Annotated in this window: 17 protein-coding genes; 7 read left to right on the top strand and 10 right to left on the bottom strand. The window is 42.6% G+C overall.

From position 1 onward, the window contains the following. Window positions 1-30: 30 nt before the first annotated feature. A complete protein-coding gene (locus F7B60_06125) occupies window positions 31-516 on the bottom strand; it encodes a hypothetical protein (GenBank protein ID MCE4615085.1) in 486 nt (161 codons plus the stop codon). A gap of 278 nt (window positions 517-794) precedes the next feature. On the opposite strand from F7B60_06125, the gene F7B60_06120 reads away from it, so the two are divergent. Together F7B60_06120 and F7B60_06115 are read left to right on the top strand one after the other, a co-directional pair. Continuing rightward, window positions 795-1,703: an SIS domain-containing protein gene (locus tag F7B60_06120; protein MCE4615084.1), complete on the top strand. Its 909-nt coding sequence runs from the start codon at window positions 795-797 to the stop codon at window positions 1,701-1,703. After that, on the top strand, window positions 1,666-2,736 hold the full coding sequence (locus tag F7B60_06115) for a hypothetical protein (GenBank protein MCE4615083.1): 1,071 nt from the start codon (window positions 1,666-1,668) through the stop codon (window positions 2,734-2,736). Before F7B60_06120 ends, F7B60_06115 begins: the two co-directional genes overlap by 38 nt. On the opposite strand, the gene F7B60_06110 is transcribed toward F7B60_06115, so the two are convergent. Together F7B60_06110 and F7B60_06105 are read right to left on the bottom strand one after the other, a co-directional pair. Next, window positions 2,728-3,639 carry a ribose-phosphate pyrophosphokinase gene (locus F7B60_06110; GenBank protein ID MCE4615082.1) on the bottom strand — a complete coding sequence of 304 codons (912 nt, stop codon included), beginning with the start codon at window positions 3,637-3,639 and terminating at the stop codon, window positions 2,728-2,730. The genes F7B60_06115 and F7B60_06110 overlap by 9 nt on opposite strands. A gap of 50 nt (window positions 3,640-3,689) precedes the next feature. Beyond that, window positions 3,690-4,694 carry a hypothetical protein gene (locus F7B60_06105; protein MCE4615081.1) on the bottom strand — a complete coding sequence of 335 codons (1,005 nt, stop codon included), beginning with the start codon at window positions 4,692-4,694 and terminating at the stop codon, window positions 3,690-3,692. A gap of 95 nt (window positions 4,695-4,789) precedes the next feature. Here F7B60_06105 and F7B60_06100 point away from each other — a divergent pair, with 95 nt between their 5' ends. Next, a complete protein-coding gene (locus F7B60_06100; GenBank protein MCE4615080.1) occupies window positions 4,790-5,743 on the top strand; it encodes a RimK family alpha-L-glutamate ligase in 954 nt (317 codons plus the stop codon). A gap of 136 nt (window positions 5,744-5,879) precedes the next feature. Here F7B60_06100 and F7B60_06095 read toward each other — a convergent pair whose 3' ends face one another. Beyond that, window positions 5,880-6,158, bottom strand: a complete 279-nt coding sequence (locus tag F7B60_06095) for an acylphosphatase (GenBank protein ID MCE4615079.1) — start codon at window positions 6,156-6,158, stop codon at window positions 5,880-5,882. Between the two features lie 63 nt (window positions 6,159-6,221). Here F7B60_06095 and F7B60_06090 point away from each other — a divergent pair, with 63 nt between their 5' ends. Continuing rightward, window positions 6,222-6,545: a hypothetical protein gene (locus tag F7B60_06090; protein MCE4615078.1), complete on the top strand. Its 324-nt coding sequence runs from the start codon at window positions 6,222-6,224 to the stop codon at window positions 6,543-6,545. Here the strand turns inward: F7B60_06090 and F7B60_06085 are convergent. Continuing rightward, window positions 6,542-8,968: a valine--tRNA ligase gene (locus tag F7B60_06085; protein ID MCE4615077.1), complete on the bottom strand. Its 2,427-nt coding sequence runs from the start codon at window positions 8,966-8,968 to the stop codon at window positions 6,542-6,544. The two genes, F7B60_06090 and F7B60_06085, sit on opposite strands and share 4 nt — an antisense overlap. Window positions 8,969-9,083: 115 nt before the next feature. Between F7B60_06085 and F7B60_06080 the strand changes: the two genes are divergently transcribed. Next, entirely contained in the window at window positions 9,084-9,323 is a 240-nt protein-coding gene (locus F7B60_06080; GenBank protein MCE4615076.1) for an Lrp/AsnC ligand binding domain-containing protein, read from the top strand. Here F7B60_06080 and F7B60_06075 read toward each other — a convergent pair. Next, complete coding sequence (locus F7B60_06075; protein ID MCE4615075.1) at window positions 9,303-10,382, bottom strand: mRNA surveillance protein Pelota; 1,080 nt, start codon at window positions 10,380-10,382, stop codon at window positions 9,303-9,305. The genes F7B60_06080 and F7B60_06075 overlap by 21 nt on opposite strands. A gap of 81 nt (window positions 10,383-10,463) precedes the next feature. On the opposite strand from F7B60_06075, the gene rimI reads away from it, so the two are divergent. Continuing rightward, window positions 10,464-10,919 carry a ribosomal protein S18-alanine N-acetyltransferase gene (rimI, locus tag F7B60_06070; protein ID MCE4615074.1) on the top strand — a complete coding sequence of 152 codons (456 nt, stop codon included), beginning with the start codon at window positions 10,464-10,466 and terminating at the stop codon, window positions 10,917-10,919. On the opposite strand, the gene F7B60_06065 is transcribed toward rimI, so the two are convergent. The 3 genes from F7B60_06065 to F7B60_06055 form a co-directional block, all read right to left on the bottom strand. Then, complete coding sequence (locus tag F7B60_06065) at window positions 10,905-13,049, bottom strand: hypothetical protein (protein ID MCE4615073.1); 2,145 nt, start codon at window positions 13,047-13,049, stop codon at window positions 10,905-10,907. The genes rimI and F7B60_06065 overlap by 15 nt on opposite strands. Before the next feature lie 114 nt (window positions 13,050-13,163). Beyond that, on the bottom strand, window positions 13,164-13,958 hold the full coding sequence (locus tag F7B60_06060) for a hypothetical protein (GenBank protein MCE4615072.1): 795 nt from the start codon (window positions 13,956-13,958) through the stop codon (window positions 13,164-13,166). A 41-nt stretch (window positions 13,959-13,999) separates the two neighbouring features. After that, a complete protein-coding gene (locus tag F7B60_06055; protein ID MCE4615071.1) occupies window positions 14,000-14,644 on the bottom strand; it encodes a hypothetical protein in 645 nt (214 codons plus the stop codon). Window positions 14,645-14,707: 63 nt separating this feature from the next. Here F7B60_06055 and F7B60_06050 point away from each other — a divergent pair, with 63 nt between their 5' ends. Continuing rightward, entirely contained in the window at window positions 14,708-15,169 is a 462-nt protein-coding gene (locus F7B60_06050) for a signal peptidase I (GenBank protein MCE4615070.1), read from the top strand. On the opposite strand, the gene topA is transcribed toward F7B60_06050, so the two are convergent. Next, window positions 15,159-17,231: a DNA topoisomerase I gene (topA, locus tag F7B60_06045; protein ID MCE4615069.1), complete on the bottom strand. Its 2,073-nt coding sequence runs from the start codon at window positions 17,229-17,231 to the stop codon at window positions 15,159-15,161. The genes F7B60_06050 and topA overlap by 11 nt on opposite strands. Window positions 17,232-17,312: the final 81 nt, after the last annotated feature.

Below are 17,312 nucleotides of genomic sequence, written 5' to 3'. Positions count from 1 at the left end.
AGTGATTGGAGAGCCGGGGTGATTATATGTTTATTCACCGGTATTATTTAGCGTTTTATTGTAGACTGCTATAGTCGAAAGGAATACCAGGCTAGCCAGGTCCAGAGGGTCACTTGGCTCACTATTCCAGCCTACGCAGCCACCAAATATCTTGACCAGACTTGTGGAAGGTTCTGGTTCAAGTGTTCCTCCCTCTAGAGTAGAGAGGCTCCAAGCTAGAATTTCCTCTATCCCATCTAAACCTACACATTCCGCTAATTCGAATATATCTAGAAGAGGCCGGTTGAAATAATCCTTCACTCTATCATAGTTGTATAACGGTACCCTCAACAGCATCTCATCAAGAACCCTACCAGCATTAACTAGCTCCCTAATATCCTCCGGATAATCTAAAACGAAGACTGTTGCAAGATGGGCTACAAAGTCACCAGCTAGATCCCTAGCCCCCGGCTCTATGTGAGTCCACTCACGTAGGGGAAACCCTACTGCACCTGGGGGGTTTATTGATGTACTCAATATCCATCGACACCTCCTTCAAACCAAGTTTTCAACAAGGTTTTTATATAACAGGACCAGCCGGCTTGGCTTGAGATAAATTTAAGTAGGCTTAACATGTTGTAAACGATGAGGTTGTTTATACGCCATATATTAGTACTAGTAGTATATGGGGCTGTGATGATGTGAACCCGGAACAGAGTCTGAAACTGTGAAGACTCCTAGTCCAGCAGAGCCCCCGAAGGATGCTCAAATCTAAAAACCAAGCTTACTCAGTATATTCAAGTTGGGACCCTATATTGACGGAGTTTGCTGAGAAATTAAAAGAGGAAGCCGAGTTATACCAGGTGATTTATTCTAGACAGCTTGACAACTTGGAAAGCGTATTAGATGGTAGGAGAATACTTGTTTCTGGCGCCGGAGACAGTTATGCTGCATCGTTAACCGGAGTAGCATTATCAGGATACGAAGGTGAGACGGTAGATCCAAGAGAATTATCCAATTACCCTAAGGGTAGTGGAATTACTGTTATAGCAGTCTCCCTAGGAGGGAAGACTAGAAGTCTAGTTAACTCAGTATCTATTCACAAGCACAATGGTTCGAAGATAATTGTTGTCACAGGTAACTTGGAATCCCCATTGGCCAAGTTGGGTGACAAAATAGTAGAAGTCGTTCACCCATCCTACATTCTGGGGAGCGGTTTCGGAAGTTATGTTAGTATGACTGCAGCAATAGCAGGCCTCCTAGGAGTTGATGAGAAACCTGCTTACAATTCGCAATGCCGTCCAAAGAATATTACTATGGCCACGCCTTTCTTTATAGGTGAGACATGGAGTTATGGCGTAGCATATTTCGCAATGCTCAAAGCACACGAGGATCTAGGGTGGCCATCGAGATCTGAACGCCTCGAACAGTTTATGCATGCAACTGTATTCAGCCTTAAGGATTATGAAACCCCCGTTATATTATACCCGAGAGACAAGCTTCCTAGAAAATTCCTGTCTGTTCTTATGAAAAAGTCTAACCCTCTCTTCCTAGAAGATCTAATTGAACCTGAAACCGGGAATACTGCTGGTATACTGATTTGCACCATCCAATCAATAACTAGACTAATTGCAGAATACATTAGTAAAGAAGGGTTAAAAGAACCATACTACCGGATGACGAGGAGTGAAGCGGAAGACCTTGCAAGGACTATATACACCTAAATATACATTATATTATGCTCTATTGTCAGGAGAGCATCCCACGCTCCCCTACGGAGAACTTACCTCTCTACTAGAGTCTTGGGGGGGAGAGACAAGCTTACTATATAGATTGGAATCCCTAGCAATAATAGACACTGATACTCCTCCCGACGTCATAAAGCATATCGTTGATGAAAGCGGTTACATAAGGGAAGCAGGATACAGTGTGATAACTGCTCCAGAGGACCCTAAGCTTTTCAGGGATTACATAACTAAAAACAAGCTTCCCAATGGCGAATACTGGATAGTATATGAGAAACACTTGAAACCAGAGTGGAACCCTCATTCGATTGAGATAATTAGAATGGTGGTATTAGCTAATAAAGAGTCTAAGTTCTCTAAGGAAGGAAGTATATTGAAGATAGACCATTACCCTGGATTTATTCATATTGGTATCAGGATAGCAAAGAAAGACTATACTGGATTCTTGAATAGGCTTCCAAGGAGAAGGCCGGTATTCAGGCCGGGAACACTTGACCCAATACTATCCAGGGTAATCGTCAACTTGTCCCGTCCCAGGAAGAATCTTTCCTATATTGATCCATTCTGCGGTGTAGGAGGTTTCGCAATAGAAGCAGGACTTATAGGATATGACCCAGTTATCTGCGGCGATATAGATTACCAAATGATGAAAGGGGCAGTCACTAATCTCAATGCTTATCTATCCAAGCATTCTTCCCCCATTTTCTATTATGGTAATTCCAGCGATCTTCCGCTGAGAAGCGAGTCTATAGAGAGAATAGCAACTGATCCGCCATATGGGAGAACTACTTCTACAGGAGGAGTTTCTAGGAGGATTATTGTTAAAGAGTTTCTTGCCGAGGCACTGAGAGTGATAGCTCCCGGCGGATACCTTGTCTTTGCTTCACCCATTGAGGTTAAACCAAGGCAATTAGCTGAGGAAGTTGGATTCGAGGTAGCTGGGTATTTTGAAATGCATGTTCATAGGCGGTTAGTTAGAGGTGTAGTGGTTGCGAGAAAACCGCTACAATGATTCTTTAGCCCATTTAAACTCCCGGGAAACAATCGGATATAATTGCACCTGTTTGACACCCTCTTTGTCTGGAAGAGTGTCTCCAACAAATATGCTTTTGATACCATTGGATTTCAATTTATCTACAGCATTTCCAACAAAGAGTCCATGTGCAGCGACAGCATAGACATTGTTTGCCCCCTGTTCTAGAAGCATTTTTGCAGCCTTCGCCATTGTACCTCCAGTTGATATTATATCATCCACTATTACGACACTCCTATTTCTGACAGGAATACTCTTAGGTTCCATGTATATCTCTCCAGTAATCCGATCCCGTCTCTTGACTATGTAATCGAACTCTGATCCAAAGGCGTCAGCGAATCTCCTAGCTCTATCTATAGCCCCTAAATCCGGAGATAATACTAGGACTTCGCTTGGATGAGGAAGTTTGTCAGAGAGGACTCCGGCCATATATGGGTAGGGGTCTAGGCTAATTGCTCTACCGGTAAAGAATTTCAAGCTATTCATCTGGTGTACTTCGATAGTATAGAATTCGTCTGCCCCTAGGCTCCTTATAAGTCTGAGCAGAAGGGCGATGCTGATGGCTTCTCCCTTTAGGAATTCTTTATCCTGCCTGCTATAGGCTAGATATGGTGCAACTAGAATTACGTGGTACCCTGTGCTTCGCAGCTTATCAAGTGTAAGGAGCATTTCCCATATTCGCTTGTCCTGCGGAGGCTCTAGGTTCTGGATGAGAACAATGTTTTCATTGCTTATTTCAGGTAGTCGTATATAGCTTTCACCGTCGGGGAAGACTTTGGTATCAACTTGGTATATTTCCAGGCCTAAAGTTTCTGATATACCTTGGGCATAGCAAAGTGATATGTCTCCCGTTCCCGCTAGAACTGCTAATTTTTTGTTCAAAACAATCCCCATGTTGAATATTTTCTACTTGTAAACTCTACTAAATATTGTTACATTGTATAAGTAAAGAGAGCTATAATCAAGGAGAGAGTGGAAGCTAGTGCAGACAATATTATATAGGCGGCGATCACTTCAGGTTCCGTTAGTGAGTGATCACTCGTTAAGAGCCGTACTAGAGTTATGGGTACGCTTTTTTCACTACTCCCCTTTATTTCCCATCCCTCTACAACAACCGGTCTCTTACGTAACTGGTGTCGCCCTCTGAAGCCCCGGAGGCTTGCTATGTTACCATACCCATTTATAACCCAGGGCATCATTGCAAGTATGATTGCCAACTCAACCTTCCCAAGTATTGCTACTAATCCTACCAGTGTGCCCACTGTGAGACTTCCTATATCACCATTGAAGACTTTGGCGGGGAAAAAATTGTAGTGTAAAGCTACAAGGTGTAATAGGAGGAAGGAGATTCCTAAAATAACAGCGTTGGGTGTACCTCCATGCATCCATAGTATGTACCCGGAGGTAATTGCAGTTAGATATATAAATATAGATGTTATGTGAAGAACTCCATTATGAGTATCGCTCATGTTTGCCGCATTCGCGAATACCGTCATTGCTATAGGGATTGCGACAGGGTAAAGTATTGTAAACCTTGCCGAACCGATTAAGGGTATAGCTAGGTGGGGGTCATAGGTGTTGAATAATATGAAGGGAGCCCCTAGTACTAAGCCGCCTAGGACTTTTCCACTTGGCGAGAGGACGAGTTCATCATCTATAATTCCTATGATGCCAGCTATAATTGTCACTAATAACATAGTGTATAACTGGTTAAGGTTAAATGCGCCTTGAAGGTATAGTGTCGATTCTATTGCTAACGCTGAGATAAAGAATATTACTCCGCCAGATTCAGCTACTGGCGGATGCTGAGGTTTATGCATATCCTTACCGACTCTCCCATGTCTATGTGCCCATCTTATATATGGTCTGACTAGGAGAACGTATAGTACTGCCCCTATAATCCCTGCAATGATAGCATTGGCTATACAAGTATTCATGTCCCTGCTACCCCGTTAGCCTTAATCCCTCTTCTCATTATAATATCCCTGGGATAATATAATACAAACATGCTGTGAGCCCTGGTGGATCGAGTTTGACGTTTAGAATTGCGGTAATCCATGATACACCGCATATGGTTTGGAGTGTCAGACAATTATTCAGGAGAATAATAGAGAAAGGCCATACTCCATATTACCTCAGGGTTACCTCTGTGCCTTATAGTCTTGAGGGAGGTTTGGCTATTGCAGAAGACGAGCAGGTGAAGCTAGATGGAGCTATAGTGAAGGGTCTCGGAGACATTAACACTGCAGAAGAAGCTGTTGGTAAGTTAGGTTTAATTAAAAGCCTGGAACTCTCTGGCACTGTTGTGATAAACCCGTTTGAAAGTCTTCTTTTATCAAGAGACAAAATAACCCAGCTACTATATTTATCCGAGGGAGGCCTTCCCACACCAGAAACTATTATGACTTGGAGTGTGTCAACTGCTCTGAGATACCTATCCAAATGGGGTAAAGCGATAATCAAACCCGTAATAGGAAGCTTGGGCCGTGGTGTTATGCTTATAGACGATGAGGATAGAGCATTCTATGATTTATCAACTGTTCTCAGGAGTGGTCAACCAATATACATTCAAAGATATATTGAGAAGCCGGGTAGAGATATTAGGGTTTTCGTTGTTGGCGGTAAGATCCTTGGAGGTATGTACCGCGTCTCAATGGGATGGAAAACAAATATAGCGAGGGGAGCAAAGCCTGTTAAAGCCGAGTTAAACGGAGAACTAGAGGAGCTAGCTTTGAGGGCAACTAGAATCCTTGGATTAGAATTTGCTGGAGTAGATATTGCCGAGGATGTTAACAATGGATCGTATTTAGTACTTGAAGTCAATAGTGCACCACTATGGAGGGGTTTCTACCATGCTACGAGAACAGACCCTTCCGAGTATATAGTTGAAAGATTACTAGAATTGATTAAAGAGAAGGTAGCGGGGATGAGGACTAGCAAACCGGGCGACCCTGCTAGAGGGGATGATCTCTGGCTCTCTCACTGACCCGCCAATAGCTCTCTGTGATTTAATATTCCAAGTTCTAGTGTAAATATACGGTATGGGGAATGGAGATAGACCACGGCGTGAGGCCCAAATATAGCCTATGAGCATGGTCGGCGCTACTGACCCCAATCCTGTATTAGTACATAATATCGAATACAGCGTAATCCTTACATTCCACTCTGACAGCAATCAATCTATCCACCCTAGCATGCCTAGGACCCTTCAACGCCCAAGCCACTAGGCTCCCGACACTAGAGTATGTCCCTTCTAAATGCATTTCAACACGTCCATCTGTAAGATTCTTTACCCAACCATTTACACCTAACTGCTTAGCAATTGCCTGCGTATTAGCTCTAAAGAAAACCCCTTGAACTCTCCCCTCTACATATACCTTTAGACAAACACGCTCAACCAAGGTTCCACACCCTTTTTATTCTTAATCGGGGAAACTAGTAGTTAAACCATAGGGGTGAAGTCAGTGGATACCTCGAACAGTGATATTTGGATGAACTTGGCGTTTCAAGCTGGAGGAGGGTTTATACTGGGTTTTGCCACAGGCTTCGCTGTAAAAAAGGTGATGAAACTGTTACTCATAATCCTAGGACTATTCACACTAGGCCTTCTCTACCTGGCAAACCAGGGAATAATATCGGTTAACTATGATGCGCTAAAAGATAAGATAGAAGGAGCTGCAGGCCACATTGCTGGAGCTGGAGTTAGCATGAAGACGTATGTAATTATGAACATCCCCTTTGCAGCAAGCTTCCTAGCAGGTTTCGCAGCAGGATTCAAAATAGGTTAGTCAAGTAATTTTATCCCAGGAGCTATTTCTATACCATCGCAATCTGTATTAACCGTTATTCGTGCTTTGTGGAACTCCTCCATTATACTTAATATATCGCTAGGGGCTTCAATAGCTAAACATAGCTTTCCAGGTAGACTGTCAACCAGCTTCAAGCCCAGCTTTCTCTTCTCACCCCAGATAGCATTGTTTATCTTTACTATGCTCCTTGCCAGATCTGCAAGTTCCTCGTATCCTACCTTCTCAGGCCATAACTGTTTATGTACACTCCCACCATAGAGTTCTCTGTAAATAGCGTCAGTTACAACCGGCATAATTGGTGAGAGAATTATTAGTATTCGTCGGAGAATCTGGTGGAGAGCATACCATGTACCTCTCTGCACTTCCTCGGAATAGTTTCCATCTCTATTATAGGCAGTTTTCTTGGATAGTTCCAAGTAGTGGCTTGCGAAGAAATTCCATGTGAACTCGTATATTAGATGGATAGGGTCAAATACATCTAGATTACTATACCCTCCATCTATCCTCTCCAAATACTCATCCAGTAAGCCTAAGAATGCTTTGTCTAGATTAGATAATTCGTAGCTATCCCCGGGTACTGGGAAGCTACTTATGAACCTAGCTATGTTCCAGAGTTTAGTTGCAAATAGTTTACCTGTCCTAATCACGTCGGGATTGAATCTATAGTCATACCCTAGTTTAGCTGAGGCAGCTGCCCAGTATCTGAAAGCATCAGCTCCTTCTTGGCCAAGGATGGGCTCGGGGTCTACAACATTTCCGAGGCTCTTATGCATTGCTCTACCCTTCTGATCCAATCCCATACCTGATATTCTAATCAACTTGAATGACGGTCTACCAGTTAACTGGTATACTCTTAGCAGGCTATAGTATAGCCATGTCCTAATGATCTCGTATCCCTGAGGGCGTAAGGTATTTTCTTTAGCTCTCTCATAGAAACCTTTGTTATAGAACCATTGTGTAACATATAGCATTGATGCGCTACTATCAAACCAGGTATCAAATGTCTTCTTCTCACCTACAAGTTTATCTTTAGAAGCGCCACATACAGGACATTTGTCAAAGGGTGGTTCATCTATCCAGGGTCTATAATATTTCCCCGGCTCTGGGATTATTTTTGCACCACAACTAGTGCAATGCCATACTGGTATCTCAGTACCATAATATCTGTCTCTAGATATTGGCCAGTCCATTGTTATACTATCCATCCAATCGAGGAGCTTCCTTTTATGTATAGGTGGTTTGAATTCTATTTTATCAATCAGCTTTCTTAGCTCTGGGAGGAACTCCATTTGCTTCAGGAAATACTCCCTTCTATGGATGATCTGTATGGGGGTATGGCATCTCCAGCAAGTAGGTACCTTGTGGGTTATCTCCTTTTTATCACGTAGTAATCCTTCCCTTTCTAATAATTCAACGATCCTTTCCCTAGCCTTATCTACCTTAAGACCCGCTAAAGGCCCAGCCTCTTCTGTTAGCCTTCCATCCTCATTGACTATAACCCTGGGTTCTAATCCCAATTCCTTGAACATTCTAACATCGTCTTCATCACCATAGCTACATATCATCATCAGACCTGTACCGTAGGTTTGATCGACCTGTGGGTGAGAGAGGATCTTTAGTTCATGCCCATAGATAGGAGCTAGAGCCGTCTTCCCCTCCAAATGCCTGTATCTCTCGTCTTCTGGGTTAAATGCTAGAGCTCTGCATGCGGCTATGAGTTCAGGTCTAGTAGTCGAAACGTATAGAGGTTCACCTGTCTCTTTTAGCGTATAGATTACAGTGTATAGATAGCCTTTCCTCTCCTCATACTCGACTTCTGCTTCAGCTAGAGTGGTCTTACACCTGGGGCACCATCTGACAGGTCTCTCATCCTCATAAATCATCCCCTTCTTCCATAGCTCTATGAACGTTGCCTGAGTCATTGTTCTATATTTCACACTATCAGTCCCATTCTTCCAATACGTATGGCTACAACCCATTCTCTCCATTATAGTTATAAGCTCGCTTTCCACTTCGTCTAGGAAACTGCTACAGAGTTGGATGAATTTCCTCCTCCCTTCAGGGGTCGAAGCCATTTTGTGTGCATTCACATTGTAGGTTTTCTCGACTTTGACTTCGACAGGGAGACCATTCCTATCTGCATAGAATGGGAATACAACGTTGTATCCCTTGAGTCTAAAGTACCTGGCTATCATGTCAATCTGGGAATAGTGAGCTGCACCGGCGACATGCCATTTACCACTTGGATATGGAGGAGGAGTATCTATCACCAGGAGTGGCCTGGTGTCCTTCGAGTTCATTGTGTACGTGTAAATCTTCTCCTCCTTCCATTTATCAATGATCTCCTTCTCTCTCTTTATATCCCAGCGTTTCTCCTTGATCCTAGGCTTAAGCTCTACCATTCAGACAGCACCCCGGGGATTGTATACGTATTAGAGTAGAATATTAATCAATCCCGTGAAAGTAACCTTTTATTGTTAAATTAAATTAATTAAAGGGAAATTGGTGGGAAAAAAGTTGGAGGAACAGATAATCGCGTATGTTCTAATAAACACTGAAGTGGCAAAGGAACACGAGGTCGCGGAGGCCGTAAAAAAGGAATTTAAGGATAACGTCGAAGATGTCAGGGTGACTTATGGTCAGTTTGACGTTGTAGTTAAGGTGAAGGCTTCTTCTTTGAGGGAAATAGACAAGATCATAACAAAGATGAGGAGTTTAAAGGGAGTACTTACCAGTTTAACCCTTATCGGTACTTAATCTAGCGTCTCCGGTAATCCTATATCTAAGTATAGCAATCACACCTCCGAGAGGCAGTAGTCTGCGGGCAACGGGTGATTTGGCAGGTACTATTATAACATCAGCCCTGTATTTCTCTGCATTCTCCAAGATCTCTTCTACAAGCATTCTAGTAGTATCCTCTGGAGAATAGAGCAGTTCGTCAACTATAACGAGTTTCTTGACAGCTCCAATACGGGATACTCGAGAGACATCAGCAGGTGTATAGGCGATGAGATCGTGGTCCTTGACGAGTAACCTGTTAAATTCCTCAATAATCCCTTCAGCTCTAACCGCTTCAACCTCCCCGAGAGCCTCTGCTATTCTATCCCTCTTCAAAGCCTCCTCCACACCCTTAACACCGCCCATACTAGTATTATCCACTAACACCTTCTTACCTGGAACAAGTTCCCTTACACGTCCTGCTAACATTTCCTTCAAGAACCCTGGGCCGACCAAAACAATAGCATCCGCATTATATCGCGGAGTATGCTCTACTATTCTACGAGCCAAGGCAGCCAGTTCTTTCTCCAAAACCTGATCTCTACTAGGATCATCCTTACCAGGTAAATATATTTCAGACTCCTCTAGAATCTTAATGCCTTGAACACTAACAAGACCTATAGCATACTCGTCATAATCCACGGCAGCTACAATAGCCTTGCCTCCATACGTTTTTTTAGAAGCCCTCTCAAGATCCCTCCTACTCCAACCATTAGGTTTCTCAACCTCGAGCTCCATACCAGGTTTAAAGTTAAACGAATGCCATGATCCTCTCAGACCGTACCTTTCAGGACCTTCTATAATCACCCCCTTAACCCTTAGGCTACCTGAGAAAGGCTGGAACTCTACCCCTCTCACTTTGACTGTTAGTATCATAGGCCTCCTTTCAGCCTCACCTGTCTCAGACACTTTGACGTCCCTAGTAGTCTTCGCCGTAACTATATCTCCGCCTCTCAGTAATGTTCTAAGTATCCATAGATCCTCCTCAGACTCTAGCTTTAACCTAACACTCCGCCCTTTCTTATTCAGTTGCTCCACCTGCAACCCTAGCACACCATAGTCCGACGGTAATTAATGATACATTAAGTCTAATTATAATTAGAGCACTAGATGATAACAATGATTGGGAACACCAGGATAAGAAGAGCTACAAACAAGGATTTGCCGGAAATTTACAGGATAGAATTAGAAGTTTTTGGGGACGACGCGTGGCATCCCATCGCCCTAGGCTTCTTCTTACATCTAGACACAGCGAGATTCCTGGTTTACGATGCCAGCGAAATCATCGGTTATGCCATAGGCATTGTTGAGAAAGGAGGATTCGGCCATGTATTGAACATTGCAGTCAGAAAAGATTATAGGAGAAAAAGAGTCGGGGCTCTTCTCTTGTCCAGGCTTGAAGCTGAGCTAAAATCATTAGGTGCAATAACTTTTTACCTCGAAGTTAGGGCGGATAATTACAATGCAATTAGGTTCTACAAGGAGAACATATATAAGATTAATGGCGTAAAGAAAAAATATTACAGAGATGGTATGGATGCATTGGTCATGGTGAAAGAGCTAGCGCTTAGCTAGGTAGTAGCCAGCGAATGCTAAAATTATTATTACTAGTATAACTCCAGCGATTACTCCAGTGTTAGACTTCGCTCCTGAGGTTCCTGTAGTGCTTGAAGATCCGGTTTGAATAGGAGAACTTGTTGAAGTACATGTTGAACATGTCGAGGTCTGGGTACTGGTTTGAGTCGAGATACTTGTCGAGGTCTCTGTTCCTGTAGACTCAGTAGGCTGCGGAGAAGATGTCGAGGTCGTTGCGGTCATAGGCATTATTGGTATAAATGTGCTGAATCCAGGCACTAGTACGAACACCATTCTTGATTGTTCATCAGTTTTTACCGGATGAAGTATTTCTACCTTCTTGTTTGACCCTGATCCATGCACCCATAGGATAAGTACTGAGTTGAGATCACCTTTGTCAACCTTTATTCCAAGCATTACTTTACCCTGCACGTTCGCATTAACATTATATGCTGGACCAGCAAGTCCATAGCCTTCTGGTACACCTTGTATTTCTCCCGGATTATTTATTACAGTTATGTTTATATCGCCAGAAACATCTGTTCCCGGTTCCAGCTGCATTAATACTTGGTGTTTACCGGCAATTGTTATATTAACTAATACTTCTTTAGCTGCGTGAATGCCTCCTTTAGGATGTATTACCAGCGAATCGGATTCTCCTGCTCTAATTACTACTTTGCTCATGTTCTTTACTGATGGAATTATCACTGATGCTTTCGGTATGTGCTGAAGGACAACTAATTCTAAAATACCGTTTGCCCCGCCTATAACTGTTCCATTGTACTTTAACTTGAGCTCTGGTAGCTTGGTAGCGTTTTCTGATGTAAATGTTATTTGAGTGTATTCATTATTATCTAGTAGGAATTTCATATTATCAGTATCCGACTTAAATGAATACTCAACGGTACCATTGTAGCCTACTTCCGCGTAGGACTTCATCATAGCATGTTTTACTCCTAGGAAGACTAATCCGGGATCCTCCTGCTTTAGTTTAACATTTCCAACAATTACTTGCTCTATTGATCCATGAACTCTAGATCCCTCTGCATGGACATTCATATACGTGGCGTCTACACCGAATTGCGGGTAAAGAACACCATTACTGAAGTCTCCCTTCCCGTTAACATCGATTTTAACTAGATACCCGGTAGAGTCTTCTGAGACATTTATAACGGCATCAGCAGTAAATGGGCCAGGATGCGTCTCGTTCAGTATGTTTAGTTCAGTGGCATTGATCATATGGAAGTTCAATTGAGCTGATTTACTCATATCTATAATCACTGTAACGTTTTGCCGTCCAACTATAGGTAACTGACCCATCGGTGGCATTGTTACATTCGCTCCTTGATACTTCATCATCAAAGCTATACCTTGAACAACAAACCAGTCAGCTGAGTCGTCAGTTATTATTTTTATGTGGGTGCGGCTATTGCTACTGTTATTGACTATCAGTGTATTTCTATAAATATAAACATACGTATGAGCTGTTACTGTCGTTCCCGTCGAAGGTATGGATGATCCCCCCATGCCGCCTGCTTCCGGTACTGACATATTAGCTGTCATTTGGAAGGAGTGGTTTATGGCTAGGTTAACATTATTAATTACTAAGGTGGTATTCCTGGCTTCTTTTCCGGTAAATCCTACTATGTAATGGCCTCCTGTTTGATTGGATTTAACGTCGAATTTTGCTTGTCCTTGGTAGTTTATATCAGTCATATTAGTTTGCGGTATGTACTCGAGATGGGCCTTTACTCCTATTGTTAGATTTTCAACACTGCCAAATCTCATTCCTTGCCCCGTTGGCCCTGATGTTTGTATGCCTTGGGATATTGATGTTATATTCTTTAACACCTGTATGGTTCCGTTTAGATGGACTGTCGTCGAATTGTAGAATATGTTGAGTTCATATGATCTACTCATTCCTGCGAGGTTGTTATGTGAAGCGAGTTTCTTCGCGTTTTCACCGTAGAGTTTTGAGTCTATGTGAAGGACTGTCTGCTTGTCATTCATCTCTGCCTTTATTATGATGTGGTTGGTGTTTGTATCAGCTGATGACTGGTACACTATTAGCGGTTGGATTACCAGCATAAATAGCAGGATAACTGAGATAATTCCTATTTTACGTTCCACGAACAATCACCTATTTATATTGCTTTTATCTATTAAAGAAAAATAGCTGATAGAGTTATTATATATTTAGTACGTTTGTTTTATATATTAAATAGTTAAAACATTATATAGATATTATTGCAGTTCTTTACCTCCTATAGTATCCCAGTACTCGACAAATTCCTTTTCTAGGCTAGCGTTAACCATTTTGAAACGTTCGATGTTTCTCAGAGGAGCATCAAGCTCTACTCCCGGTAGCATATGAATAGTCCCGCCGCACTCCCATACTATTCCACTTGCTGCAGCTACATCTACTACACGCAACTTGGCCCGTAAATCTATGAAAGCATATCCTACTCCTATTCCTGTCAGACCGATTTCTAGAGCAGCACTTCCCATGCTTCTGACAACTTTACCTTTAAGTTTCGAGAAGCCCTCTCCCATCAATCTGTATGCTTCAGGGTTATCTACATATACAAAAACATATTCTGACCCCTTTTTCGCCTTAGTCTCCACTAATCCTCTATAGCATCCTAGGCCTTTAGCGAATCCTAACGGTTCAATTCCCAGAGGTGGATAGACGATTCCGGCTATAACGTCTTTCAGGGAGCCTTCTTTGGGAGCAACGGCTATACTTATACTAAACCAAGGGATTCCTCTTTTGTAATTTCTGCTTCCATCCAGGGGATCTATGATAATCTTATAGCTGCCCTGGTATTCGGTTACTCCGGTTTCTTCAGCTATGAATTTGCCTGAAATGCCCTCACTTCTAAGAGAGTCAACTATATACTGCTCGCTTTCCAAATCTATCTTCATAGTGTCTTCTGCAATCATTTCTCTAGAGGAATCATCCCAGAATCGCTCTCTAACTAAGCCTGCAGCTTCGCCAGCTACCTTATATAGTATCTTATAGATCCCAAAAGTATCCATTCACCCCAACCTCTGCTTGGCATTAAAATGTTCTAAGAGTATTATAACTCTTTAAGGCAACCGCACATGTCTATGAGTTCCTTGAACCTGTTAAGCGATTCCTTTAGATATTCTGGGTCATCTCCTAGGTGTCCATATGCTATAGCTACTAGATATTCGCTAGAATAGTCTACAGAGGTTAATCTGGAATCCCTACTTGAGTATTGGTGTATTACTATATCACCGGAGACTACTATCGGCACTCCTACCGGTAGTATCCTCTCATTTCCACCGAGGAGATAGAATGTCTGTGACCCAGAGGAGGTTTTTAGGATGATATGTTTGGAAGGGAGTTTTCTTCTATCGTACAATCCTATACAAACGATATACTCCATACTTGCCAAGTTGACCATATCTACAGCGCAATTAACTAGGGGAAACCCTTTTCCTCTAACTAGTCTCCGGAGAAGAGCCTCGGGACTAGGCCTGGTTTTCGTCGGATCTATTTTGAAACTCCATAATGTTCTCCTATACTCCCTGACTCTGGGATCCCCAGTTATATCTCGGGGTGAGGGATAATTTGATGTGATTCTACGGGAAACTTCGTCGATATTTATTGAATTGCAAATGTTGGGATTGGCGTTAATCTTTATTTCCATGATCTCCACAGGGATGCCAGCAAGCTTACTCATTACCCTAATAGTCAAAAGGGTAACACCTTAATTTGTAGTTTAATCTATTCTATATAATCTGGTTTATGGTGTTGAACATTGGAGAAGCCTAGCAGAGTTGAGATAGCTGGTTATGCCGCTACAATAGTTATCTTGGTACTAGTGTTGACAATGAATTACTGGCTACCTGTATTCACGGGGACAAAAACTTCGATAGCGGTTGTAAGAGGATACAGTATGTACCCCCTCCTCAGAACAGGCGATATGGTTATGCTTATTCACAAAAATCCTGAAGAAATAAAGCCTGGTGATATAGTTGTCTACAAGAGCAAGACTGGTAACTATATTATTCACAGAGTAATCAGTTCATGTAGATATAATGGGGTTTACTATTACCGTGTATGGGGGGATAACAATGGTATTGAAGATCAGTACCAGTATGATAGAATGTGGGGTAGTTGTATAGGTATATCCTATGGGAGGATTAAGGGTGTAGTACTAACTATTCACGGCTCGGTATTCAAGATCCCGTATCTGGGTTTGCTTAGCTTCAAGCACTAAGCTCGGTATAAAGCTTTTTATCTCGGAGGGCTTCCTTCGCTACGTCAGCAACAAACCTCCCTGAGACTCTAATGATTTTCGATAGCAACCTATCAACTGGAGATTCTACCCGATACTTGAGAGATGGAAGCCTTCTCTTGAGCTTTATGTATGCCTCATAGTGAACGTCACATAAAGGTACACCGTTGACCTCGGTCTTAGCTGGCATGTTACATAACCGGCATTTCATCTTAGGGATCCTTAGTCCTGCCTCTTCCGCTACAATATTAGCCTTTTCTGATTCCAGTAGATCCTCATAGGAGTCAAGCAGTTTAGTTATAATTCTCCTAGTTTCGAGGACAACTTTACTCCTAGTATTCCTCTCAATTCTTATGGATTCTAAGTCTTCTTCAAGCTTCCTCGTAAGATCAGGCGTGGACAGTTGGGGGAAGGCGTTCATTACAAGCCTCGCGACACCAACACCTAGATTAGTCACTTCGTCTTCCATTCCTCCTCTCTTGAGATATCCTCTCCTGTATAATGTATCAACTATCCTCGCTCTAGTTGCCTCTGTTCCTATTCCAACTTTTTCCATCCACTTAACAAGGTTAATCTTCCTGATGGGCGGATCAGTAGGCTTGGGCCATACCGTTTTCATTTTCACATCCATTACATCAACAAGTTCACCTACAGATAGCGGCGGTATAGGCTTCTCCTCCGGTCTGGAAAAGATGTATATTTCCATCCAGCCTGGCCTTACGACGCTCGTACCAGTTGCTTGGAATTTATATCTACCATGGATATCTGTTAATGTCGAATCCGTTCTCACTAGGAGAGCGTTGTCGCTGAATGTTGCTAGGAATCGCCTCACAATAAGATCATGTATTCTATAGTGTCTTGGTGTGAGGTCTCCTGATATATAGCCAGTAGGATATATTGCTGGATGAGCTGGGTCCTCTTTCGGCCCCTGCCTTGGGTATAGTTTATCCCTGGAGAGAAGGCTTTTTGTGAAATCCTTGTACTTATATATCGATCCAAGCTTACCTATAATGTTTCTATATCCTATCGTTGCTGGTAGTTTCTGGCTGTTAGTTCTCGGATAACTTATTGTAGCAGCTAAATACAAATCCTCTGCTAGCTTCTGCGTCTCACTGGGACTGTACCCGTATATTCTCGAAGCTTCCGCCTGTAGATCTGGGAGGTTAAACGGGGGAGGAGGTTTTCTCTCATATGGTTTCCTTTCCACATATAAGACCTGGAGCTTACCGTCTCGCCCGATTTGTTCAGCTATCATTAATGCTTCCTTCCTAGTTTCAGGGTCACCTATGAGTTTAGCATTAAATTTCACCCCGTCTTTTTCTAGGAATACAATGACTTCGAAGACGGGATCAGGTACGTATAGCCTCCTCTCCATCCAATCTTGATAAGCTTTAACTAGAGTTGGGCTCTGAACTCTGCCAGCACTAAGTATTATACGGCGTCCAGTCGTCCTTTTTGCTAGATCCATCAATGCTCTACTTATATTGATTCCCCATAACCAGTCTACTTCGTGTCTTGCAATGCCTGCTTCCACCATATCCGTATCTAGAGGTACAAGTTTTCTCCAAGCTACCCTTAGTTCAGCTTGCGTCAGTGTTGAGTATTTCATTCGTTTAGCTCTATTCGGGTCACCCATTTTGGCTATGACCATATATCCGATGACACTTCCCTCTATGTCGTAGTCGCAAGCATTTACATATAGTCCCGCGTCTCTCGTTAATCTCGAGAGCAAATTATAATAAGGCTTTAGATAATATGTGCCTCTCTCATATTCATGTATGGGTATCCATTCGTATGTGAAAACAGGATACCCACTCTTTTTAGTGTATAAACCGTATAAGTGTCCGGCAGCTGAAGCAATTACAATACGCCTGGACTGATCTATATAATATGAGGCTCTACCATAGTAGCATTTCTTCCCGGCATTAAGTGCTAATGCTATCCGGCTGGCAGCCTTAGGCTTCTCTGCAATAACAAGTGTATATCCAGGCTTCAGTTTACAGCTATTACTGTTAGTTCGATGTGAAGTCTGCTTCCTCACCATACGACTCTCCAGGTAGGATAATCTTCTGATATTGTTTATATATAGGACATGTGTGGATTTCTTCCAGCTAGGCATCAGGTG

The sequence above is a fragment of the Candidatus Tiamatella incendiivivens genome, from assembly GCA_015522635.1.
Taxonomy (GTDB): Archaea; Thermoproteota; Thermoprotei_A; order Sulfolobales; family Acidilobaceae; genus Tiamatella; species Tiamatella incendiivivens.
This window is presented reverse-complemented; position numbering and strand designations above follow the sequence as displayed.